This is a genomic window from Saccharothrix sp. CB00851 (genome assembly GCF_001905065.1).
GTDB lineage: Bacteria > Actinomycetota > Actinomycetes > Mycobacteriales > Pseudonocardiaceae > Actinosynnema.
On the sequence record NZ_LWLC01000064.1, the window covers coordinates 236,077 to 257,714 of the forward strand.

At 71.8% G+C, this 21,638-nt stretch carries 22 protein-coding genes; 12 read left to right on the top strand and 10 right to left on the bottom strand.

The window, feature by feature from the left end; translation table 11 throughout:
* Positions 1–152 precede the first annotated feature (152 nt).
* The 6 genes from A6A25_RS39555 to A6A25_RS39580 form a co-directional block, all read right to left on the bottom strand.
* Entirely contained in the window at positions 153–1,604 is a 1,452-nt protein-coding gene (locus A6A25_RS39555) for a glutamate synthase subunit beta (RefSeq protein WP_073899285.1), read from the bottom strand.
* On the bottom strand, positions 1,597–6,090 hold the full coding sequence (gltB, locus tag A6A25_RS39560) for a glutamate synthase large subunit (protein WP_073899287.1): 4,494 nt from the start codon (positions 6,088–6,090) through the stop codon (positions 1,597–1,599). Before gltB ends, A6A25_RS39555 begins: the two co-directional genes overlap by 8 nt.
* Before the next feature lie 384 nt (positions 6,091–6,474).
* Positions 6,475–6,687: a hypothetical protein gene (locus tag A6A25_RS39565; RefSeq protein WP_073899289.1), complete on the bottom strand. Its 213-nt coding sequence runs from the start codon at positions 6,685–6,687 to the stop codon at positions 6,475–6,477.
* 140 nt (positions 6,688–6,827) lie between these two features.
* Positions 6,828–7,532, bottom strand: a complete 705-nt coding sequence (locus tag A6A25_RS39570; protein ID WP_073899291.1) for a VIT1/CCC1 transporter family protein — start codon at positions 7,530–7,532, stop codon at positions 6,828–6,830.
* Between the two features lie 512 nt (positions 7,533–8,044).
* Entirely contained in the window at positions 8,045–8,587 is a 543-nt protein-coding gene (locus A6A25_RS39575) for a hypothetical protein (RefSeq protein ID WP_073899293.1), read from the bottom strand.
* A 34-nt stretch (positions 8,588–8,621) separates the two neighbouring features.
* Entirely contained in the window at positions 8,622–8,975 is a 354-nt protein-coding gene (locus tag A6A25_RS39580) for an ArsR/SmtB family transcription factor (RefSeq protein WP_241829166.1), read from the bottom strand.
* An 81-nt stretch (positions 8,976–9,056) separates the two neighbouring features.
* Between A6A25_RS39580 and A6A25_RS39585 the strand changes: the two genes are divergently transcribed.
* Positions 9,057–9,494, top strand: a complete 438-nt coding sequence (locus A6A25_RS39585) for an SDR family NAD(P)-dependent oxidoreductase (protein WP_198933030.1) — start codon at positions 9,057–9,059, stop codon at positions 9,492–9,494.
* Positions 9,495–9,647: 153 nt separating this feature from the next.
* On the opposite strand, the gene A6A25_RS39590 is transcribed toward A6A25_RS39585, so the two are convergent.
* Positions 9,648–10,430 carry an SGNH/GDSL hydrolase family protein gene (locus A6A25_RS39590; protein ID WP_073899412.1) on the bottom strand — a complete coding sequence of 261 codons (783 nt, stop codon included), beginning with the start codon at positions 10,428–10,430 and terminating at the stop codon, positions 9,648–9,650.
* A gap of 138 nt (positions 10,431–10,568) precedes the next feature.
* Here A6A25_RS39590 and A6A25_RS39595 point away from each other — a divergent pair, with 138 nt between their 5' ends.
* The 4 genes from A6A25_RS39595 to A6A25_RS39610 all read left to right on the top strand — a co-directional run bounded on the left by A6A25_RS39595 (position 10,569) and on the right by A6A25_RS39610 (position 14,072).
* Positions 10,569–11,126: a TetR/AcrR family transcriptional regulator gene (locus A6A25_RS39595; protein WP_073899414.1), complete on the top strand. Its 558-nt coding sequence runs from the start codon at positions 10,569–10,571 to the stop codon at positions 11,124–11,126.
* Positions 11,127–11,162: 36 nt separating this feature from the next.
* Complete coding sequence (locus A6A25_RS39600; protein ID WP_073899299.1) at positions 11,163–11,843, top strand: response regulator transcription factor; 681 nt, start codon at positions 11,163–11,165, stop codon at positions 11,841–11,843.
* Positions 11,840–13,120, top strand: a complete 1,281-nt coding sequence (locus A6A25_RS39605; RefSeq protein ID WP_073899301.1) for a HAMP domain-containing sensor histidine kinase — start codon at positions 11,840–11,842, stop codon at positions 13,118–13,120. Before A6A25_RS39600 ends, A6A25_RS39605 begins: the two co-directional genes overlap by 4 nt.
* Before the next feature lie 250 nt (positions 13,121–13,370).
* Entirely contained in the window at positions 13,371–14,072 is a 702-nt protein-coding gene (locus tag A6A25_RS39610; RefSeq protein ID WP_241829167.1) for a CAP domain-containing protein, read from the top strand.
* Here the strand turns inward: A6A25_RS39610 and A6A25_RS39615 are convergent.
* Positions 14,045–14,545 (bottom strand): Lrp/AsnC family transcriptional regulator, encoded by a 501-nt coding sequence (locus A6A25_RS39615; RefSeq protein ID WP_073899416.1) that lies wholly within the window; start codon positions 14,543–14,545, stop codon positions 14,045–14,047. The genes A6A25_RS39610 and A6A25_RS39615 overlap by 28 nt on opposite strands.
* Positions 14,546–14,676: 131 nt before the next feature.
* Here A6A25_RS39615 and pdhA point away from each other — a divergent pair, with 131 nt between their 5' ends.
* Genes pdhA through A6A25_RS39650 form a run of 7 tightly spaced genes read left to right on the top strand, consistent with a single transcriptional unit; the run spans position 14,677 to position 19,945 of the window.
* Positions 14,677–15,750 (top strand): pyruvate dehydrogenase (acetyl-transferring) E1 component subunit alpha, encoded by a 1,074-nt coding sequence (gene pdhA / locus A6A25_RS39620; RefSeq protein ID WP_073899305.1) that lies wholly within the window; start codon positions 14,677–14,679, stop codon positions 15,748–15,750.
* Entirely contained in the window at positions 15,747–16,745 is a 999-nt protein-coding gene (locus A6A25_RS39625) for an alpha-ketoacid dehydrogenase subunit beta (protein ID WP_073899307.1), read from the top strand. Before pdhA ends, A6A25_RS39625 begins: the two co-directional genes overlap by 4 nt.
* Entirely contained in the window at positions 16,738–17,955 is a 1,218-nt protein-coding gene (locus tag A6A25_RS39630) for a dihydrolipoamide acetyltransferase family protein (RefSeq protein WP_073899309.1), read from the top strand. Before A6A25_RS39625 ends, A6A25_RS39630 begins: the two co-directional genes overlap by 8 nt.
* 9 nt (positions 17,956–17,964) lie before the next feature.
* Positions 17,965–18,462 (top strand): HIT family protein, encoded by a 498-nt coding sequence (locus A6A25_RS39635; protein ID WP_073899311.1) that lies wholly within the window; start codon positions 17,965–17,967, stop codon positions 18,460–18,462.
* 5 nt (positions 18,463–18,467) lie between these two features.
* Positions 18,468–19,049 carry a GNAT family N-acetyltransferase gene (locus tag A6A25_RS39640; RefSeq protein ID WP_073899418.1) on the top strand — a complete coding sequence of 194 codons (582 nt, stop codon included), beginning with the start codon at positions 18,468–18,470 and terminating at the stop codon, positions 19,047–19,049.
* Positions 19,050–19,056: 7 nt separating this feature from the next.
* Positions 19,057–19,308 (top strand): hypothetical protein, encoded by a 252-nt coding sequence (locus tag A6A25_RS39645; RefSeq protein WP_073899313.1) that lies wholly within the window; start codon positions 19,057–19,059, stop codon positions 19,306–19,308.
* A 10-nt stretch (positions 19,309–19,318) separates the two neighbouring features.
* Positions 19,319–19,945: a histone deacetylase gene (locus A6A25_RS39650; RefSeq protein WP_073899315.1), complete on the top strand. Its 627-nt coding sequence runs from the start codon at positions 19,319–19,321 to the stop codon at positions 19,943–19,945.
* On the opposite strand, the gene A6A25_RS39655 is transcribed toward A6A25_RS39650, so the two are convergent.
* Together A6A25_RS39655 and A6A25_RS39660 are read right to left on the bottom strand one after the other, a co-directional pair.
* A complete protein-coding gene (locus A6A25_RS39655) occupies positions 19,920–20,963 on the bottom strand; it encodes a GDSL-type esterase/lipase family protein (protein WP_073899317.1) in 1,044 nt (347 codons plus the stop codon). The two genes, A6A25_RS39650 and A6A25_RS39655, sit on opposite strands and share 26 nt — an antisense overlap.
* Before the next feature lie 6 nt (positions 20,964–20,969).
* On the bottom strand, positions 20,970–21,614 hold the full coding sequence (locus A6A25_RS39660) for an ABC transporter ATP-binding protein (protein WP_073899420.1): 645 nt from the start codon (positions 21,612–21,614) through the stop codon (positions 20,970–20,972).
* Positions 21,615–21,638 lie beyond the last annotated feature (24 nt).

Sequence of the window (21,638 nt, forward strand, 5' to 3'; positions counted from 1 at the left end):
CCCACCGAGACCGGCCCGCCTGAGCGCGTGCGCGAAGCGCTCGACCGGTTGGCGCACGCACCGGATTGACCGACCCGGGTGGCCGGACCACGCTGTCCGGCCACCCGGGAAGGGCGTCCCCGGCCGCACCACGCTGTGCGGCCGGGGACGAGTCACACGAGCGGCCGGTCGGTGGGCTCGATCGGCCGGGGCAGCACGGCGCGGCCCGTCAGGTAGGCGTCCACCCCGGCGGCCGCCGAGCGGCCCTCGGCGATGGCCCACACGATCAGCGACTGGCCGCGGCCCATGTCACCGGCCACGAACACGCCGTCGACCGAGGTGGCGAACCGCTCGTCGCGGGCCACGTTGCCGCGCGGGTCGAGGTCCACGCCCAGCTCGGTGAGCAGGCCGTCCTTCTCCGGGCCGACGAAGCCCATGGCCAACGTCACCAGCTGCGCCGGGATCTCCCGCTCGCTGCCCGGCACCGGCTCGAACCGGCCACCGGACGCCTCGACCTCGACCAGCTTCAACGCCCGAACGGCACCGGCGTCGTCGCCCAGGAACTCCACCGTGGACACCGAGTACAGTCGCTCGCCGCCCTCCTCGTGCGCCGACGTGACCCGGTACAGCATCGGGTAGGTCGGCCACGGGTGGGCCTCGGCGCGCTTCTCCGGCGGCCGGGGCATGATCTCCAGCTGCGTCACCGACAACGCGCCCTGCCGGTGGGCCGTGCCCACGCAGTCCGCGCCGGTGTCGCCGCCGCCGATGACGACGACGTGCTTGCCCTCGGCGGTGATCGGCGGCACGTCCAGCTCACCGCGCGCCACCTTGTTCGCCCACGGCAGGTACTCCATCGCCTGGTGCACCCCGGACAGCTCACGGCCCGGCACGGGCAGGTCCCGCCACGCGGTCGCGCCACCGGCCAGCACCACCGCGTCGTAGGACTCCCGCAGCTCGGCGCCCGTGACGTCCACGCCGACGTCCACGTTCGTCTCGAACCGCGTGCCCTCGGCGCGCATCTGGTCCAGCCGGCGGTCCAGCCGCCACTTCTCCATCTTGAACTCGGGGATGCCGTAGCGCAGCAGCCCGCCGATGGCGTCGGCCCGTTCCAGCACCGTCACGTCGTGCCCGGCGCGGGTCAGCTGTTGCGCGGCGGCCAGGCCCGCGGGCCCGGAACCGACCACGGCCACCTTGCGGCCGGTGCGCGTCACGGGCAGCTGGGGCGTCACCCAGCCCTCGTCCCACGCCCGGTCGATGATGGAGATCTCGACCCGCTTGATGGTGACGGGATCGCCGTTGATCCCCACCACGCACGCGGCTTCGCACGGCGCCGGGCACAACGTCCCGGTGAACTCCGGGAAGTTGTTCGTGGCGTGCAGCCGTTCCGACGCGAGTCGCCAGTCGTCCTTCCACACCAGGTTGTTCCAGTCGGGGATCAGGTTCCCGAGCGGACAGCCCTGGTGGCAGAACGGGATGCCGCAGTCCATGCACCGACCGGCCTGCTTCTCCAGCTTGGGTCGCTCGAACTCCTCGTAGACCTCGCGCCAGTCGCGCAGGCGCAGGAACACGGGACGGCTGCGCGGGGTCTCACGCTCGGTGGTGAGGAACCCACGAGGGTCAGCCATGAGACGCCTCCATGATCGCTTCGTTGACGTCCCGGCCCTCCAGCTCGGCCCGGGCCTGTGCCGCCAGCACCCGCTTGTAGTCCTTCGGCATGACCTTGGTGAACCGGTCCACCGCGAGGTCCCAGTCGGCCAGCAGCGCGTGCGCCACCGCCGAGTCGGTCTCCAGGTAGTGCTTCTCGACCGCGCCGCGCAGGAACTCGCGGTCGGCCTCGTCCAGCGGGTCCAGGTCCACCATCTCCGGGTTCACCCGCTGCACCGCCGCGTCCAGCACGTAGGCGATGCCGCCGGACATGCCCGCGGCGAAGTTGCGCCCGGTCGCGCCGAGCACGACCACCCGGCCGCCGGTCATGTACTCGCAGCCGTGGTCGCCCACGCCCTCGACCACGGCCAGCGCGCCCGAGTTGCGCACGCAGAACCGCTCGCCGACCTTGCCGCGCAGGAAGATCTCGCCGCCGGTCGCGCCGTAGCCGATCACGTTGCCCGCGATGATGTGCTGCTCGGCGGTGAACTGCGCATCGGGCACCGGCCGGACGACGACCCGCCCGCCCGACAGGCCCTTGGCCACGTAGTCGTTCGCGTCACCGACGAGCCGCAACGTGATGCCGCGCGGCACGAACGCGCCGAACGACTGCCCGGCCGTGCCGGCGAACGTGATGTCGATCGTGTCGTCCGGGAGGCCCTCGCCGCCCCACCGCTTGGTCACCTCGGAGCCGAGCATGGTGCCGACGGTGCGGTTGACGTTGCGCACCGGCAGTTCCAGCCGGACCCGGTCACCGGAGGCGATCGCGCCTTCCGCGAGCTGGATCAGCGTGTTGTCCAACGCCTTGTCCAGCCCGTGGTCCTGCGCCACGACCTGGTGCCGTGCCGCACCCTCGGGCAGCGCGGGCACGTGGAAGATCGGCGACAGGTCGAGCCCGGCCGCCTTCCAGTGGTCCACCGCGGCCCGCGTGTCCAGCAGGTCCGCGTGCCCGACGGCCTCGGCCAGGGTGCGGAAACCGAGCTGCGCCAGCAGCTCCCGCACCTCCTGCGCGACGAACTCGAAGAAGTTCACCACGTACTCGGCCTTGCCCGCGAACTTCGCCCGCAGCACCGGGTTCTGCGTGGCCACGCCGACCGGGCACGTGTCCAGGTGGCAGACCCGCATCATGATGCAGCCCGACACCACCATGGGCGCGGTGGCGAAGCCGAACTCCTCCGCGCCGAGCAGCGCCGCGATCACCACGTCCCGCCCGGTCTTGAGCTGGCCGTCGGCCTGCACCACGATCCGGTCGCGCAACCGGTTGGCCAGCAGCGTCTGCTGCGTCTCGGCCAGGCCCAGCTCCCACGGACCGCCCGCGTGCTTGATGGACGACAGGGGAGAGGCGCCGGTGCCGCCGTCGTGGCCGGAGATCAGCACGACGTCCGCGTGCGCCTTGGACACGCCCGCCGCGACCGTGCCGACGCCGACCTCGGAGACGAGCTTCACGTGGATGCGCGCCGCCGGGTTGGCGTTCTTCAGGTCGTGGATCAGCTGGGCCAGGTCCTCGATCGAGTAGATGTCGTGGTGCGGTGGCGGCGAGATCAGGCCGACACCGGGCGTGGAGTGCCGCGTCTTGGCGACCCACGGGTACACCTTCGCGCCCGGCAGCTGGCCGCCCTCGCCGGGCTTCGCGCCCTGCGCCATCTTGATCTGGATGTCGTCGGCGTTGACCAGGTACTCGCTCGTCACGCCGAACCGGCCCGACGCCACCTGCTTGATGGCGCTGCGCCGGGAGTCGCCGTTGGCGTCCGGGGTGAACCGCTCGGCGTCCTCGCCGCCCTCACCGGTGTTGGAGCGCGCGCCCAACCGGTTCATCGCGATCGCCAGGACCTCGTGCATCTCCTGCGAGATGGAGCCGTAGGACATGGCGCCGGTGGCGAACCGCTTCACGATCGACGAGACCGGCTCGACCTCGTCGATCGGCACGGGCTCGCGCACGCCCTCCTTGAACGCGAACAGCCCGCGCAGCGTCAGCAGCCGCTTGGACTGCTCGTCCACCGCCCGCGTGTACTCCTTGAAGATGTCGTAGCGCCCGGTGCGGGTGGAGTGCTGGAGCTTGAACACCGTCTGCGGGTTGAACAGGTGCGCCTCGCCCTCGCGGCGCCACTGGTAGTCGCCGCCGACCTCCAGCTCGCGGTGGTGCGCCCGGACGCCGTCGGCCGGGAACGCCATCCGGTGCCGCCGCGCCACTTCCTCGGCGATGACGTCGAACCCGACGCCGCCCAGCCGCGAGGTGGTGCCGGTGAAGCAGGTGTCCACGACCTCGTCGCCGAGGCCGATCGCCTCGAAGATCTGCGCGCCGGTGTAGGACGCCACGGTCGAGACGCCCATCTTGGACATGGTCTTGCGCACGCCCTTGCCCAGCGCCTTGATCAGGTTGCGGGTGGCGTCGCCCGGCTCGACGTCCGGCAGCTCCTCCACCGACGCCATCGCCAGGTAGGGGTTCACCGCCTTCGCGCCGTAGCCGATGAGCAGGGCGATGTGGTGCACCTCGCGGGCGTCACCCGCCTCCACGATCAGGTCAACCTGGGTGCGGGTCTTCTCGCGCACCAGGTGGTGGTGCACCGCGCCGGTCAGCAGCAGCGACGGGATCGGCGCGTGCGCCTGGTCGACGCCCCGGTCCGACAGCACGACGAGCCGTGCGCCGTCCTTGATCGCCTGGGACACCTCGGCGCGGATCTCGTCCAGCCGCCGCACCAGCGCCTCGCCGCCACCGGCCACCTCGTACAGGCCGCGCACGGTGAACGTGCGGAACTCCGGCAGCGTGCCGTCGTCGTCCACGTGCACGAGCTTGGCCAGCTCGTCGTTGTCCAGCACCGGGAACGGCAGCGAGATCCGGCGGCACGACGTGGCGTCGGCGGACAGCAGGTTCGGCTCCGCGCCCAGCGTGGCGTGCAGCGAGGTGACCAGCTCTTCGCGGATCGCGTCCAGCGGCGGGTTGGTCACCTGGGCGAACAGCTGGCTGAAGTAGTCGAACAGCTGCCGCGGCCGGTCCGACAGCGGCGCGAACGGGGCGTCGTTGCCCATCGAGCCGATCGGCTCGGCGCCGGTGCGGGCCATCGGGCCCAGCAGCAGCGCCATCTCCTCCTCGGTGTAGCCGAACGCCTGCTGACGGCGCACCAGGGACGAGTGCGTCGGCACCTCGCGCTCACGCGCCGGGAGGTCGGACAGGTGCAGGATGCCCTCGGCGACCCACTCCTGGTACGGGTGCTCGGCCGCGAGCTGGCCCTTGATCTCCTCGTCGTCGATGATCCGCCCCTCGGCGGTGTCGACCAGGAACATCCGGCCCGGCTCAAGCCTGCCCTTGCGCACGATCGTGGCCGGGTCGAACTCCAGCACGCCCGCCTCGCTGCCGAGCACGACCAGGCCGTCCTCGGTGACCCAGTACCGGGCCGGGCGCAGGCCGTTGCGGTCCAGCACCGCGCCGATCAGCGTGCCGTCGGTGAACGCCACCAGCGCCGGGCCGTCCCACGGCTCCATGAGCGTGGAGTGGAACTCGTAGAACGCGCGCCGCTGCGGGTCCATCTCGGCGTGGTTCTCCCACGCCTCGGGGATCATCATCAGCACCGCGTGCGGCAGACTGCGCCCGCCCAGGTGCAGCAGCTCCAGCACCTCGTCGAACGTCGCCGAGTCGCTCGCGCCCCGCGTGATGACCGGGAACACCCGGGACAGGTCGCCGGGGATCAGGTCGGTGGCGAGCACCGACTCGCGCGCGTCCATCCAGTTCCGGTTGCCGCGCAGCGTGTTGATCTCGCCGTTGTGCGCCACGTACCGGTACGGGTGGGCCAGCGGCCACGACGGGAACGTGTTGGTGGAGAACCGGGAGTGCACCAGGCCGATCGAGCTGGTGACCCGCTCGTCGGTCAGGTCGGGGAAGAACTTCTCCACCTGCGGCTCGGTGAGCATGCCCTTGTAGACGATGGTCCGCCCGGACAGGCTCGGGAAGTACACGTCCGTCGCGTGCTCGACGCGCTTGCGCACCACGAACGCCAGCCGCTCCAGTTCCAGGCCTTCCGCTCCGCTGAGGAAGAGCTGGCTGAACGCGGGCATGGTCGTCTTCGCGGTCGGGCCGACGTGGTCGGCGTCCACCGGCAGTTCGCGCCACCCGAGGACCGTCGCGCCCTCTTCGGCGGCGATGCGCTCGATCTCGGTCTTGACCTCGTCGTGGCCCTCCCGGGGGAGGAACGCGGTGCCGACCGCGTAGCCGCCGGGCTCGGGCAGCGGGAAGCCGACGACCTCGCGGTAGAACGCGTCCGGCACCTGGATCAGGATGCCCGCACCGTCACCGGTTTCGGGCTCCGCGCCGCGGGCACCCCGGTGTTCGAGGTTGCGCAGCGCGACCAGGGCCTGGTTCACGATCGCGTGGTTTCTACGCCCGGCCAGGTCGGCGACGAACGCGACGCCACAGGCGTCGTGCTCGTACTGCGGGTCGTAGAGGCCGCCTTGCGGCTGGTGGTGGTGGGTCACAACGGGCCCTCCCGTGGCGTCGTCCGGGCATACGGAGACGGCCGAACGCCCGCGCGCGGCTTTACGCGGACAGCTTCGGCCTGGGGTACTGGCTGTGGATCCACGCCCGAGAGATCTTCGGCGTGGGGACCGCACTCCGTTGTGCGGGAGAACTGCACTTCCTTGTGCGCGCGCTTGGCGGCCGGATGGGGCCGCTGGGACGCGCTGGGCGGTGCACCGGGGTTGCCGGGGTCTTGTGACGATAGTGTGAATTCGCGGTTATGGCTCTAGTCCGACAGGGCGTCGTGGTGAATCACACCCTCACTTGACGCCGTTGAGATCAACGCGGTACACCCGGTCGGACTAGAGTTTCGCTCACTTTCGTGATTTCAGTGCTGAGTAAAGTCAGCTCTGTGCTCTCCTGGACTCGCGCGCGCAGCCCACCGCGACGACGAGGCACAGCGTCGCGACGGCACCCTGCCACCACGCCGCCTCGCTCACGGCGAGGATCACGTTGACGCCCGAGACCAGCGCGAACAGCGCCGCCAGCAGGGCCCAGAGGCGGCGTTCGGCCTTCGCGCCGCGCAGGAGGAGCAGCGATGTCGGTGGGTGGGTCACGGCGGGCACCTCCAGTCCGGGCCTGTCGCGCTCGGCGGCGACAAGTCGGCTGCGGGTACCCGCACTTTGCGTATCTCACACCTTCGGGTGGCGACTTTCTTCGATCGGCCCCGGAGGGCGTGCGCGCTGCGTGATCACGGTCAGCCGACCGTTACGCCGAACAGGAGACCGACGTAGTACGTGACGATCATCGTGACCGACCCGACGATCACGTTGCGGCGCACCGCGCGGCCCACCCGGCTCGACCCGAGGCGGGCGCTGACCACGCCGGTGAGCACCAGGCCGACGATCACGGACGCCGCGCACGCCCACACCCGCCAGCCGGTCGGCGGCAGCACGATCGCGACCAGCGGGATCACCGCGCCCACCGCGAACGCCGCCAGCGACGCCCACGCGGCCTGCCACGGGCTGGTCAGGTTGTCCGGGTCGATCTGCAGCTCGGCCTCGGCGTGGGCGCGCAGGGCGTCCCGCTCGGTCAGCTCGCGCGCGACCTGTGCGGCCAGGTCCTCGGACAGGCCCTTGTCCCGGTAGATGTCGGCGAGCTCGCGTTCCTCTTCCTCGGGCATGTCGCGCAGCTCGCGCTCTTCGAGCCTCAGCGCGGCCTTCTCGGTGTCCCGCTGGGTGCTGACCGACACGTACTCGCCGCCCGCCATCGACAGCGAGCCCGCGACGAGCCCGGCCAGGCCCGCCGCCAGGATCGTGGTGCGGTCGGTCGTGGCGCCCGCGACGCCGACCACGAGACCGGCGGTGGACACGATGCCGTCGTTGGCGCCCAGGACACCGGCGCGCAGCCGATTCAGCCTGCCGGAGAGGTCGTCGCGGTGCGGTTCGCCGGAGTGCGTCATGACCGTGATGGAACCACCACCCGGCTAACGGGTGGTGCTCCAGCCGCGATCGGGTGACGGGGTGGACAACGGGCGGACGCCGGGGCGTGAGGTCCGTGTGATCCACTGCCGGGTGACGAATCAGGGGGAGCGGTGGTCAGCAGACGCGCGGTGTTGCTCGGTGTGGGTGCGGTCGCCGGGTTGGGCGCGTCCACGTTGCCGCCCCGTGCCGCCGGGCGGCGGATCGAGCGGTGCGCCGAGTGGGGTGCTTGGCCGTCGGTCGGGGGTGGGGTCGGCGGCTCGGGGGTTGGGTCCGGCTCGATTTGACATGGGGCCCCTTACGGATACTCCAGGCAGGCCAAAGCCGGGCAGGCCTGGCGGATAAAGCGCCCGCCAAGCCTGCCCGGCTTCGACCAGCCTAAAGCACCCGAACCCCATGTAAAATCGGGCCGTTTGCGGTCGGGTGGCGGGTCCGTCGTGGGTGCGAAGGTTGCGGGTTTTGCGGTCGGGCGGCGGGTTGTTGGCTTCGTGGGTCAGCCGGCTTCGACGATTCGCCACTGGGGGCCGCCGACCCAGGTGGCTTCGAGGCGGGAGCGGTGGCCGGGGCTGGTGAACTCGACCACGACGGCGTCCGCGGGCTGTTCCACGGTGGCGGAGAAGCCTTGGCGCGGGGTGGCGGAGATGGGTTCCATGTTCCTGGCGGAGAAGCTGATCGCGGCGACGCCGCCGTGCAGGGTGAAACTGCGCAGGTAGACCGGTTCGCCGTTGTGCTCGGTCCAGGTGCCGTTCTCCGACGGCAGGGGTTGGGCGGTCGTGGTGGTGGTTGGTGGGACCCTGGTGGTGGTGGGGGCGATCGTCGCGACTACTGCGGCCGTGGTGGTCGTGGTGGTGGGTGCGGCGGTGGTGGTCGTGGTGGTGGTTCTGGCGATCGCCGACGACTGGGTGGGGCCGGCGACGACGAGCGGCCGTTCGGGTGCGCCCGCGTCCAGCACGAACCGGATGCCGAGCCAGGACAACACCACCGCGACCGCGGTCGACGCCGACCACGCGGCGAGGTACTGCAGGCCCCTGGTCACCCGGACATCCTGCCGGCGCCGTGGACGCCGGTGTTCAGCACTCGGTCTTGCCCGGCGTGCTGACGTGGTTGCCGATGTCGTCCCGTGCGGCGGCGGCGAGGACCGTGTCGAGCAGGCCGGGGAAGCGGGTGTCGACGTCGTCGCGGCGCAGGCGGAGGTAGCAGCGGGTGCCCTCGGTGCGCCGCCAGGTCAGGCCGGCGCTGTTGAGCACCTTGAGGTGGTGGCTGAGCGTGGACTTGGCGACGGGGACGGCGAAGTCGCCGAAGTTGTGCTCCCGGCCGTCGGCGAGCAGGCGGACCAGGCCGACGCGCAGGGGGTCGCTGAGCGCCGCGAGGACGTCGGTCAGGGTCAGCTGATCGACGTCCGGGGTGGGGTCGGCGTGGCGCACGGTCACCAGTCTATTCGTTCGAGGTTTTGCGAACATCGAACTGGCGGGGGTAGGTTGTTCGTTTCACCGAACATCGAATACGTGGAGGGCTTCCAGCGGCTGTTCGACGTGAACGTGCGGGCGCCGTTCTTCCTGACCGCGGCCCTGTTGCCGGGCATGGCGGCGCGCGGCCGGGGCAGCGTGGTCAACGTGTCGACGTCGGCGACGACGTTCGCCATCGGCGGCGGTGCGGCCTACGCGGCGACCAAGGCGGCCCTGGAGTCCCTGACCCGGACGTGGGCCGTGGAGTTCCGCGGCACCGGCGTGCGGGTCAACGCGATCGCGCCGGGCGCCACGGTGACCGAGGGGACGCAGGCCCTCGCGCCCGACGTCGTCGACGAAGTCGGCCGCACGTCGCCGCTCGGCCGCACCGCTTCGGCGCGCGAGATCGCCGAGGCCATCGTCTTCCTCGCCTCACCGCGCGCGAGCTACGTCCACGGCGAACTCCTCTTCGCCGACGGCGGCCGAACCATCGGCTGACCCACCCGCGCGTGTCCTACGTTCGGAACGCGCGTGTCCTACGTTCGCGTACCCCGAGTTGAACGCTCAGGACGGCGAGCCGTGTTCTGAGTGTTCAACTCGGGTGTTCTGAACGTAGGACACGCGTGACGCGAACGTAGGACGCGCGGGGGGTCAGGTGGTGGCGGAGTTCAGCAGGGGGAGGTAGCCCTGGGCGTAGCCCGTGGCGTTGGGGTGGAACGACTCCGCGAGGCGGAACAGGGAGAACGAGTTAAGCCACGGCGAACGGCCGCACGCGCCGTGGCCCGCGAAGTGGGCGCGGGCGTCGACGTAGCGGACGCCGGCGGCCGCGGCGCGGGCGGAGATCACGGCGTGCAGCTCGTCGGCGCCCCGGTTGAGCGCCGCACGCTTGGTCGCGCTCATGCACGTGCCGTTCGGCTCGACCAGGTGCGGGTAGCCCAGCACGACGACCGTCGCGTTCGGCGCGCGGTTGCGGATCGTGGCGTAGGTGGCGTCGAGCCGCCCCGGCAACGTGGTGCGCGCGGCCGTGATGCCCGAGTTCACCGCGTTGACGCAGCTGGTGTCGCTGCCGGTGACGCAGGTGATCATGGTGTTGGCGAACCCGACGTCGTTGCCGCCGATGGTGATCGAGACCAGGTCGGTGCCCGCGTCGAGCGAGGCGAACTGGTCGGTCATGCTCTGCGTGGTGGCACCACCGCAGGCGGCGTACTTGAACGACGACACCTCGTGCGTGTCCGCCCAAAGCTGGGCGTACCCGCGGGGACTGCGGAAGCACGAGCCGCTCACGTACGGCGGCGCGCCCGTGCCGGAGGAGTAGGAGTCGCCGAGGGCGACGTAGTCGACCGCGGCGGCGGCCCGCGCCGGGGTCGAGGTGAGCATGACGGCCAGGGCGGCGGGCAGCACCGCGCACACGACCCGGAGAAGACGTCCGCGCACGTCCGGTCCTTCCTCGAAGTAGATCACCTGCGTGAAGGCGGCAGGTCGCCGACGTTACGAAGGCGTTCCGAGGGATCACAGCCGGTGCTATTCTCATTACCTGCGAGTAACCTGGACTGCTTCGCCGGGGTGGCCGCCATGACCGTTCCGCGCCGCAGCGACGCCCTGAGGAACCGGGCGTCGATCCTCCGCGCCGCCGAGGAGTTGGTGGCCCGCGGCACGACGCCGTCACCGGCGCGGATCGCCCGCCTGACGGGCCTGGGCCAGGCGACGGTCTACCGGCACTTCCCCGACCGCCGCGCGCTGCTGCTCACGTTGGCGCGCAAGCACTTGGGCCTGCTGGCGGACGCCGCCGAGGCCAGCGCCGACGACCCGGCCGCGTTCCGCGCGCTGCTCCACGCGGTGATGGCCTACCAGGTGTCGATGCGCCCGCTGGTGGACGAGCTGCGCCGGTTCCCCGAGTCCGACCAGCGCGGTCACGCGCGCCGGCTGCTGGACGCGTTGCGGGGCCCGTTCGACCGCTCCCAGGCGGCCGGCTACCTCCGCCACGACGTCGTGCTCAACGACGTGCTGGTCGTGCTGACGATGCTGCAGGCCGCCGTCGACCGGTCACCCGACCCGCGGCGCGCGATCCCCGTGCTGCTGGACGGCCTGTTCCTGCCGGAGCGGGACCAGGCGGTGACGGGGGAGCGGTAGGCCCACCCGTCACCCGATGGCGTTACGGTGCGCGCCATGGTCTCGGTGCTGCTCGTCGAGGACGATCCGGTGGTGCGGTCGGCGGTGAGCCGGGCGCTGACCGGGCTCGGGCACGCGGTGCTGCCCGTCGGCACGGCGTTGGAGGCGTTGCGGGAGATCACCGCCGGCGCGTTCGACCTCGTGGTGCTCGACCTCGGCCTGCCCGACATGGACGGCGCGGACGCCCTGCGCATGATGCGCGGCGTGTGCGACGTGCCGGTCATCGTCGCCACGGCCCGCGACGACGAGGCCGAGATCGTCCGGCTGCTCAACGCGGGCGCTGACGACTACCTGGTCAAGCCGTTCTCCAGCGAACACCTCGCGGCACGCCTGTCCGCCGTCCTGCGCCGGGCCCGCAAGGACGCCGCGCCCGCCACGTTCCGGATCGGCCGCCTCACCGTCGACCCCGACCGGCGCGAGGCCCGCCTCGACGGCCGCGAGCTCAACCTCACCCGCAAGGAGTTCGACCTGCTCGCCTACCTCGCCGCCCGCGAGGGCAAGGTGGTGCCGCGCGCCGAGCTGCTGGCCAACCTGTGGAACCTGCCCGGCAGGCACGACGACCAGACGCTGGACGTGCACCTGTCCTGGCTGCGCCGCAAGCTCGGCGAACGCGCCGCCCAACCCCGCTACCTGCACACCGTGCGCGGTGTCGGGTTCAAGCTCACGGCGGCCGAGTGAGGAGGTCGCTCGCGCTGGTCTCGCTGGCCGTCACCTCGATGGTCGCGCTGGCGTTCCTCATCCCGCTCGCCCTGGTGGTGCGCCAGCTCGCCGAGGACCGCGCGCTGGCCGACGCCGAACGCCTCGCCGGCGCGCTCACCCCCGTGCTGGTGATCACCTCCGACCCGGCGTCGGTGAGCCAGGCCCTGACCAGCACCGCGGGCCGCGTCGCGGTGCACCTGGCGAGCGGCGAGGTGGTCGGCGTGCCGGTGGCGACCGACGAGCAGCTGCGGACGGCCCGGGAACTGGGCCGCGCGTCCACCGAGGAGATCCCGGCCGGTGTCGTGCACCTGCAGCCCGTGCTGCTGGCCGAGGGCCGGGTCGCCGTGGTGGAGGCGTTCGTGCCGCGCGCCGAGCTGTCCCGCAACGTCGAGAAGGCCTGGCTCGCGCTCAGCGGTGTCGCCGTCGTGCTGGTGCTCGGTTCCGTGCTGGTCGCGGACCGCCTCGGCGCCCGGGTCGTGAAAGCCTCCGCCGCCCTCGCCGACGGCGCCCGGAAAATGGGCCAGGGCGATCTCACCACCCGGGTCACGCCGAGCGGACCGCCGGAATTGCTCGACGCGGGTACCGCGTTCAACCGGATGGCCGATCGGATCGGCCAACTGGTCGCGAACGAACGCGAAATCCTGGCCGACCTGTCCCACCGGCTGCGCACCCCGCTCACCGCGTTGCGGCTCGATTCGGAAACGCTCGGCCAGGACCCCAACGCCAACCGCGTCCGGCAGGCCGTGCACGCGCTCGAACGCGAGGTGAACGAACTCATCCGGGCCGCCCGCCGCGAGCTGGACGACCCCGACGGCGGCCGGTGCGACGCCGCGCAGGTCGTGCACGACCGGCTGGTGTTCTGGTCCGCCCTCGCCGACGACCAGCAGCGGCTGTGGAACCTGCGCGGCACCGAGCGCCGCGCCCTCGTGCCGCTCACCCGCAGCGACCTCGCCGCCGCGATGGACGCCGTGCTGGGCAACGTCTTCCGGCACACCCCCGAGGGCGTCGGGTTCGTCGTCGCGCTGTTCCACCAGCCCGAGCGCGTGGTCATCGTGATCGAGGACGCCGGGCCGGGCATCGACGACCTGGAGGCGGCGGTGCGGCGGGGCAGCAGCGGCGCGGGCTCGACCGGCCTCGGCCTGGACATCGCCCGCCGGGCCGCGGAGTCCACCGGCGGCTCGCTCGTGGTCGACCGAGGGCCGTTGGGCGGCACGCGGGTCCAGCTCCGGCTGGGCCGCGCGGAAGAGCCAGTCTGACCCGGGCTCCCTTTTCCGCACCTGATGCGACCTTTAAATGTTCCTTAAATAAATAGTTGTTGACAGTTCCGCGGTGGTGGATAAAGTAATCCTGGAATCGGGGTCGGCCAGCGCTCTCCCCCTTGCCCGGCCCACCCGATTCTCCCTTCGGTGCGGCGACCGCGTGCGCTTACCCTGCGAAGAAGCGCACCAGCGGTCGCCGCGCCCGAAATGCCGCCGAATGCAGATCGAGGTTTTTCGCGTGTCGCGCATGAGCAGTGTGCTGCCGGTCGCCGTCGTCCTCGCCGGGCTGGTCCTGGCCGGTTGTGAGCACCCGGACGGGATGGCCTTGATCGCGGCCAGCGCCACCGCCACGCTGCGCACCACGCCCGAGCCGACCACTGCCGAGCCGACCACCGCGCCCCCGTCGTCGGCGCCCGGCACCTCCTCGACCGCCTCCGGCGCCACGACGACCGAACCGCCGGCCACCACCACGACGGCGATCACCACGACGACCACCACCGAACCGCCGAAGCAGACCCGGGTGCGGGCCGTGCCGCCCGCGCCGCCCGCCACGCCGACCAAGACCGAGGTCGAACTGGCCGAGGAGAAGGTGGTCGAGCTGACCAACGGCGAACGCGCCGCGCACGGCTGCCCCGCGCTGGCCGCCGACGACCGGCTGGCCGCCGCCGCCCGCGCCCACAGCGCCGACATGGCCGCTCAGAACTACTTCGACCACGTCTCGAAGGACGGCCGCAGCTTCGTCGACCGGGTCAAGGCCGCGGGCTACCCCGCGCCCGGCGCGGAGAACATCGCCGCCGGCCAGCGCACCGCCGAGGCCGTGGTCAAGGGCTGGATGGACTCGCCGGGCCACCGCGCCAACATCCTCAACTGCAAGCTCAAGGCGTTGGGCGTCGGCATGGCCCGCGGCGGTTCCTACGGCACCTACTGGACCCAGCTTTTCGGCTGGTGACCGTCGCGGTCGTGCCCGCCGGCGGGCAGCTCGTCCAGGATCAGCACGGTGTGGCTCGACGTCACGTCCGGCATCGTCTGCAACCGGGACAGCACCAGGTCGCGCAGGCTGTGCGCGTCCGGCGCCCGCACCAGCAGCACCAGGTCGTAGTCACCGGACACCAGCGCGCCGTGCCACACCTCCGGGATCTCCATCACCCGCTGCCGCACCGCCTTCCACGAGTGCTGGCTGATCTTGAGGTAGACGTAGGCGGAGATGCCGAAGCCGTAGCGCTCCGGGTCGACCACCGCCGAGTACCCGGTGATCACGCCGTCGCGGTGCAGCCGCTCCACGCGTGAGTACGCGCTCGCCCGCGAGATGTGCAGCTTCTCCGCCAGCGACCGCATCGACATCCGACCGTCCGCGCGCAACTCCTCCACGATGCGCCGGTCGAGCGCGTCCAGCGGTGCCGAATGTCCAGCCCGAGGCGTCATGTGGCCGACCATAACCCCTCTGCGCGGCCATTCATCCGGATTGACGGCCCAGATCTGGAACTTTGGCCGCTGTGAGCTGGACCATGCCCTCCATCTCGCCCCTTGAGACGCCGAGACACCCGGAGGAGCCCATGGCCCGCACCCGCGCGCCCGAGCGGACGTTGCTGCCCGGCGACGAACCGCTGTCGCTGTTGCGCAAGGACGGCACGCCGGTGGACGACTCGCCGCTGTCCATGCCCGACGACGACGTGCTGGTCGAGCTGCACCGCCGGATGGTCGTCGGCCGCCGCTTCGACACCCAGGCCACCGCGCTGACCAAGCAGGGCAGGCTCGCGGTCTACCCGTCCTCACGCGGCCAGGAGGCGTGCGAGGTCGGCTCGGTGCTCGCGCTACGGCCCACCGACTGGCTGTTCCCGACCTACCGCGACTCCGTCGCCCTGGTCACCCGGGGCGTCGACCCGGCCGAGACGCTGACCCTGCTGCAAGGCGGCTGGCACCTCGGCTACGACCCGTACGAGCACCGCGTCGGCCCGCAGTGCACGCCGTTGGCCACCAACACACTGCACGCCGTCGGCTTCGCGCACGCGGCCCGGCTCAAGGGCGAGGACACCGCGGCGCTGGTCCTGCTCGGTGACGGCGCCACGTCCGAGGGCGACACGCACGAGGCGCTGAACTTCGCCGGTGTGTGGAAGGCGCCGGTGGTGTTCCTGGTGCAGAACAACGGTTACGCGATCAGCGTGCCCATGTCCAAGCAGAACGCCGCGCCGTCGTTGGCGCACAAGGGCATCGGGTACGGCGTGCCGTCCGTGTTGGTGGACGGCAACGACGTGGCCGCCGTGTACGCGGTGGTGCGCGAGGCGCTGGAGTCGGGCGGGCCGACGTTGATCGAGGCGCTGACCTACCGCATCGAGGCGCACACCAACGCCGACGACGCCACCCGCTACCGCACGTCAGACGAGGTCGCGGCGTGGCTGGACCGCGACCCGGTGGACCGGTTGGAGGCCTACCTGACGGCACGGGGCCTGCTGGACAACGCGCGGCGTGCGGCGGTGGCGGCCGAGGCGGAGGAGTTCGCGGCGTCCGTGCGGGCGAAGCTGAACGTCGACGTCGTGCCGTCACCCGACGACCTGTTCGAGCACGTCTACGCGACCACGCCCCGCCACCTGCGCGAGCAGGCCGCGGCGCTGCGGGAGGAACTGGCATGACGACGCAGGTCTCCATGGCCGGCGCGCTGAACCGGGCGTTGGGCGACGCGTTGGCCGACGACCCGACCGTGCTGGTGTTCGGCGAGGACGTCGGCCCGCTCGGCGGCGTGTTCCGGGTGACCGACGGGCTGGCCGAGCGGTTCGGCGAGCAGCGCGTGTTCGACACGCCGCTGGCCGAGTCCGGCATCGTCGGCACCGCCATCGGCATGGCGATGAACGGCCTGCGGCCCGTGGTGGAGATGCAGTTCGACGCGTTCGCCTACCCGGCGTTCGAGCAGATCACCAGCCACCTGGCCAAGCTGCGCAACCGCACCCGCGGCCGGGTGGAGCTGCCGGTGGTGATCCGGGTGCCCTACGGCGGCGGCATCGGCGGCGTCGAGCACCACTGCGACTCGTCCGAGGCCTACTACACGCACACACCGGGGTTGCGGGTCGTCACGCCGGGCACGCCCGATGACGCCTACCGGTTGCTGCGCGACTCGATCGCGTCACCGGACCCGGTGATCTTCCTGGAGCCGAAGCGGCGGTACTGGGCCAAGGGCGCGCTCTCGGAGGACCCGATCGGGTTCGACCGGGCGCTCGTGCGGCGGACCGGGCGTGACGTCACGCTGATCGCGTACGGGCCGATGGTGGCGACGGCGCTGGAGACGGCCGAGGCCGCCGCGGAGGAGGGCTGGGACGTCGAGGTCGTGGACCTGCGGTCGTTGTCGCCGTTCGACGACGAGACGGTGTGCGCTTCGGTGCGCAAGACCGGGCGCGCGGTGGTCGTGCACGAGGCGTCCGGGTTCGGCGGGTACGGCGCGGAGGTGGTGGCGCGGGTGACCGAGCGCTGCTTCCACCACCTGCACGCGCCGGTGCTGCGGGTGACCGGGTTCGACATCCCCTACCCGCCGCCGAAGCTGGAGGAGCACCACCTGCCGAGCGTGGACCGCATCCTGGACGCCATCGCCCGGCTGCAGTGGGACGACGAGGTCGTGGGGAGCTACCGTGCCTGACTTCCGGCTGCCCGACCTGGGCGAGGGGTTGACCGAGGGCGAGATCGTCGGCTGGCTGGTGTCGGTCGGCGACGAGGTGTCGATCGACCAGCCCGTGGTCGAGGTGGAGACGGCGAAGGCCGTGGTCGAGGTGCCGTGCCCGTACGAGGGCGTGGTGAGCGCGCGGTTCGGCGAGCCGGGGGAGAAGCTGGCCGTCGGCTCCGTGCTGCTGACGATCGGCGAGCCCGAGCAGTCGGGCAGCGGCAACGTCCTGATCGGCTACGGCACCTCCGAGACCCCGCGCCGCCGCCGACGCCGAGAGTCCAACGCTCAGCACGCGAGTGTCCTACGTTCAGAACACCCGAATTCAACGCTCAGCACACCGGAACCGGTTGCGACGACGACCGCACCCGCCGTGATCTCGCCGCTGGTGCGACAACTGGCCCGGGAGAACGGCCTCGCGCTCGACCGGATCGAGGGCACCGGACCCGGCGGCGTCATCCGGCGCGCCGACGTGGAACGCGAACTGGCCGCCCGCGCCACGCCCCCGCCGACCGAAGCCGCCGGGCGTCGCATCCCGCTGCGCGGCCTGCGCGGCGCGGTCGCCGAGAAGCTCGCCACCTCACGCCGGGAGATCCCCGAGGCGACCGTCTGGGTCGACGTCGACGCCACCGACTTCCTCGCCGCACGGGCCGCGCTGCCGACCGTGTCGCTGCTCGCGCTGCTGGCCCGCTTCACCGTGCTGGGCCTGAAGAAGTTCCCCGAGCTGAACTCCCGGGTCGAGGGTGACGAGGTCGTCGTCCTCGACCAGGTGCACCTCGGCTTCGCCGCCCAGACCGAACGCGGCCTGGTGGTGCCGGTCGTGCGGGACGCCCAGTCCCTCACCACCACCGAACTCGCCGCCGCCATCGCCACCCACACCGCGTCGGCCCGGGAAGGCAAGCTCACGCCCACCGCGATGACCGGCGGCACGTTCACGGTGAACAACTACGGCGTGTTCGGCGTGGACGGCTCGGCCGCCATCATCAACCACCCGGAGGCCGCGATCCTGGGCCTGGGCCGCATCATCGACCGGCCGTGGGCGGTGGACGGGCAGCTCGCCGTGCGCAAGGTCGCCCAGCTGACGCTCGCCTTCGACCACCGGGTGTGCGACGGCGGCACGGCGGGCGGTTTCCTGCGCTTCGTCGCCGACTGCGTGGAATCACCGATCAAGGCTCTCGCTGATCTATAGGTTGGTGACGTGACCCGTGCGGTTTGGGACGAGGAGTCGTACCTTGACTTGGTCCGCCGAGCGTGCTTCATCTGCGAGATGCTCGCCGGGAACCCCGACTACCCGCACCACGTCGCCCACCGCGACGAGCGGGCCGTGGTGTTCCTCAGCAGGTTCCCGTTCATGTGGGGTCACCTCCTGGTCGCGCCCGTCGAGCACCGCGAGCACGTCATCGGCGACTTCCCGCTGGACGACTACCTGGCCCTCCAGCGGGTCGTGCACGCCGCCGGGACGGCGCTGACCGCCGCCGTTCCGACCGAACGGCTGTACCTGCTCAGCTTTGGCAGCCAACAGGGCAACCGGCACACGCACTGGCACCTCGCGCCGCTGCCGCCCGGCGTGCCGTACGAGCATCAGCAGTTCGCCGCGTTCTCGGCTGCGCTTGGCCCCTACGACTTCCCGGAACGCGACCTCGCGCACCTGGCCGCGGAACTCGGGCGACGGCTCCGTGAGATTTTCGTAGATTGACCGGCGTGACCAAGCCCGACTACCCCATCCGGACCCGGCGGCTGACCCTGCGGCCGTTCACCCTCGACGACTTCGCCGCGCTGCACTCGTGGCAGTCGCGCCCGGACGTCGTCCGCTACCTCTACGGCGAAGCCCGCACGCCCGAGGAGACCACCGACAGCCTGGCCCTCAAGGCGTCGGTGACGTGGCCGGAGAAGGAGGGCGACCACCTGGCGCTCGCCGTGGAGAAGGACGGTGTGGTCACCGGCGAAGCCGTGCTCAAGTGGCTCAGCGAGGCACACCGGCAGGGCGAGGTCGGCTACATCTTCCACCCCGACCACCACGGCCACGGCTACGCCACCGAAGCCGCCGCCGCCATGCTCGACCTCGGCTTCACGCACCTGGGCCTGCACCGGATCGTCGCGTCCTGTGACGCGTTCAACGAGCCGTCGTGGCGGGTGATGGAACGGCTCGGCATGCGTCGCGAAGCCCACTTCCGCCACAACGAGGTCTTCAAGGGCGACTGGGGCGAGGAGTTGATCTACGCGATCCTGGAGGACGAGTGGCACCGGATGGCGGACAGCCGGTGGCGGGGTGACGGCGCATGATGGCCGGATGCGGACGTTCACCGAGGACAGCGGCGCCTACGAGGCCTGGCTGGCGCTCAACCAGGACCAGTACGTCATCAACGCCGAGCGCAGCCTGAACCCGAACAACCTCATGCTGCACCGCGCCTCCTGCCACACGATCAACGGCACACCGGCCCGCGGCACCACGTGGGTCGGCAGCTACGTGAAGCTCGTCGGCACCCGCGCCGAACTGGAGGACGAGCACCCGACCGCCCGCGCCTGCCGCCGCTGCCTGTGACCTCGCCGTCATGTCGCGCCGGCTGGTCTGGTACGTCAGCTACGGGTCGAACATGCACGCCGAGCGGTTCGCCTGCTACCTCGCCGGTGGCACGCCGGTCGGCGCCACGCGCGGCTACCCGGGCTGCCGGGACACCAGCCCACCGGTGGCGACCAGGCCGGTGGAAGTGCCCGGCGGGATCTACTTCGCCACCGAGTCGCCCGTCTGGCTCGGCGGGCGCGCGTTCTACGACCCCGACCTGCCCGGCACCGCCGCCGCCCGCGCCTACCTGGTCACCACGGCGCAGTTCGCCGACGTCGCCGCCCAGGAGATGTACCGCGAACCGGGCACCGACCTCGACCTGACCGTGGTGATGGCCGACGGCAGGCACGCCCTCGGTCCCGGCCGCTACGAAACGCTGCTCCACCTCGGCGAGCACGACGGCCACCCCGCGCTGACGTTCACCGCACCGTGGAGCGCGGCCGACGTCGAGCACACCAAACCCTCGGCCAACTACCTGACCATGCTCGCGACCGGCCTCGCCGAGGCGCACGGCTGGACCGCCGGCCGGATCGCCGCCTACCTCGCCCGCCGCACCCCGTTCTGGACCGCGGCCGACATCGCGGCGTTGATCAGTCCTTCGCCGTCACCGCGGTGAGGTTGCCGTCCTCGCCGGCGACGCACGACGCCTCCCGCGCCGTCGTGGCCAGGAACTCCGACATGCACCGGCCGAACTGCTCGTAGCCCCGGTCGTTGGGGTGGAACGACTCCTGCAACGCGTGCCGCGCCCGCGCCTCGTCCCGCAGGCCGTCGAAGTCGATCGTGAGCCGGGTGAACCACTCCTGCTCCATCCGGTCGCCACCCATGCACGCCTCGCGCTTCTCACCCGCCTTCGACAGGTCGAGGAACCGTGCCTCCGCCGCCTTCGCCGCCGTCCGCAAACCCTCCGACAGCTGCTCGACCGCCTCGTCCCGCACCCACTCCAGGTCACCCGTGCGCAGCGGGCACCCGGCCAGGTTCTGCAGGTCGAACGGCAGACCGGGCGCGACCGGCGCGGCGTAGGACTGCAGCACCAACGTGTACGAGCGGGGCGTGTAGCCCTCGTCCTGCAACACCCGGCGGACGTCGCGCAGCGCGCGCTCCACCTTCGGCGTCATCCGCTCGACCCGGGCCTTCCACTCGTCGGCCATGGCCTTCGCGCAGTCCGTTCGACGTTCGATCCACGCCCGCAGGCACGCCCCGAGCACGTCGGCGAACCTCGGGTCGTCGTTCGCGCCGACCGCCACCACGACCACCGACACCCGGTACTCGCGCGCGATCGCGGCCAACTGCCTGGCCTGCGAGCCTTCGGTGTTGCGCACCTGGTCGGTGATGCCGACCTGCTCGGCGTTCGCACCGGAACAGGCCAGGTTGAACACCCGGTCCACGCCCTCGACGCGCGTGTGGTGCACCGACGCCTTCGTCGACCGGTGGCACCAGTTGCCGTTCTCGCCGTTCGTGCCCGGCTCGTAGGACCCGGCGCCCTCACCGGCCATGGTGCTGTCGCCGAGCGCCACGACGGCCCGCGGCGCGTCCCGCTTCGGCCCCGGCAGCGGGGGATACGGCGAGTCGCTGACCAGCAGCAACAGGGCGAGCAACGGGAAGACCAGGGCAACGGACACGGATCGGCGCGACATCGACGCCTATCCTACGGAGATCCGCCCGCCGCTGAGCACCAGCGTGCGGTCCGCCGCCCGGTGCACCTCGTCGTGGTGCGTGGCGACCAGCACCGCCGCACCGGCGTCGGCCGCCCGCCGCAGCACCCGCACCGCCGTGGGCGCGCTGCGCTGGTCGAGGTGCGCGGTCGGCTCGTCGGCCAGCAGCACCTTCGACCCGCCGACCACGGCCCGGGCCAGCGCGGCCCGCTGCTGCTGCCCGAACGACACCTCGGCCGGGTACCGGTGCGCCAAGTCGCCGATGCCCAGTTCCTCCAGCAGCTCGGTCACCCGGTCGAGGGAACCGCCGGTGCGGGCGAGCCGGATCGGCAGCGCCACGTTCTCCGCCAGGGTCAACTCACCGGCCAGGCCCAACGCCTGCGGCAGCAACGCGCACACCCGCCACGAAGGCGGCGACGTCAGCACCTCGCCCGCCATCTCCACCACGCCCGTGTCCGCCTGGTCGAACCCCGCCAGCACGGCCAGCAGCGCGCTCTTGCCCGACCCGGACGGCCCGGACAACGTCACCAGCTCACCCGCCGCCACCTCCAGGTCGACCCCGCGCAGCACGTGCACCGGCCCGCTCGCGTGCCGGAACGTCCGCTCGATCCCCTTCGCCCGCAACGCCGTCATGCCCTCGACGCCGGTCACGCCGTC

Coding starts and splice junctions, on each gene's coding strand:
- A6A25_RS39555 (WP_073899285.1), bottom strand. CDS start 1,604: ATGGCTGACCCTCGTGGGTTCCTCACCACCGAGCGTGAGACCCCGCGC.
- A6A25_RS39570 (WP_073899291.1), bottom strand. CDS start 7,532: ATGACGCACTCCGGCGAACCGCACCGCGACGACCTCTCCGGCAGGCTG.
- A6A25_RS39595 (WP_073899414.1), top strand. CDS start 10,569: ATGACCGTTCCGCGCCGCAGCGACGCCCTGAGGAACCGGGCGTCGATC.
- A6A25_RS39600 (WP_073899299.1), top strand. CDS start 11,163: ATGGTCTCGGTGCTGCTCGTCGAGGACGATCCGGTGGTGCGGTCGGCG.
- A6A25_RS39610 (WP_241829167.1), top strand. CDS start 13,371: ATGAGCAGTGTGCTGCCGGTCGCCGTCGTCCTCGCCGGGCTGGTCCTG.
- A6A25_RS39615 (WP_073899416.1), bottom strand. CDS start 14,545: ATGACGCCTCGGGCTGGACATTCGGCACCGCTGGACGCGCTCGACCGG.
- pdhA (WP_073899305.1), top strand. CDS start 14,677: ATGGCCCGCACCCGCGCGCCCGAGCGGACGTTGCTGCCCGGCGACGAA.
- A6A25_RS39625 (WP_073899307.1), top strand. CDS start 15,747: ATGACGACGCAGGTCTCCATGGCCGGCGCGCTGAACCGGGCGTTGGGC.
- A6A25_RS39645 (WP_073899313.1), top strand. CDS start 19,057: ATGCGGACGTTCACCGAGGACAGCGGCGCCTACGAGGCCTGGCTGGCG.
- A6A25_RS39650 (WP_073899315.1), top strand. CDS start 19,319: ATGTCGCGCCGGCTGGTCTGGTACGTCAGCTACGGGTCGAACATGCAC.
- A6A25_RS39655 (WP_073899317.1), bottom strand. CDS start 20,963: ATGTCGCGCCGATCCGTGTCCGTTGCCCTGGTCTTCCCGTTGCTCGCC.
- A6A25_RS39660 (WP_073899420.1), bottom strand. CDS start 21,614: ATGACGGCGTTGCGGGCGAAGGGGATCGAGCGGACGTTCCGGCACGCG.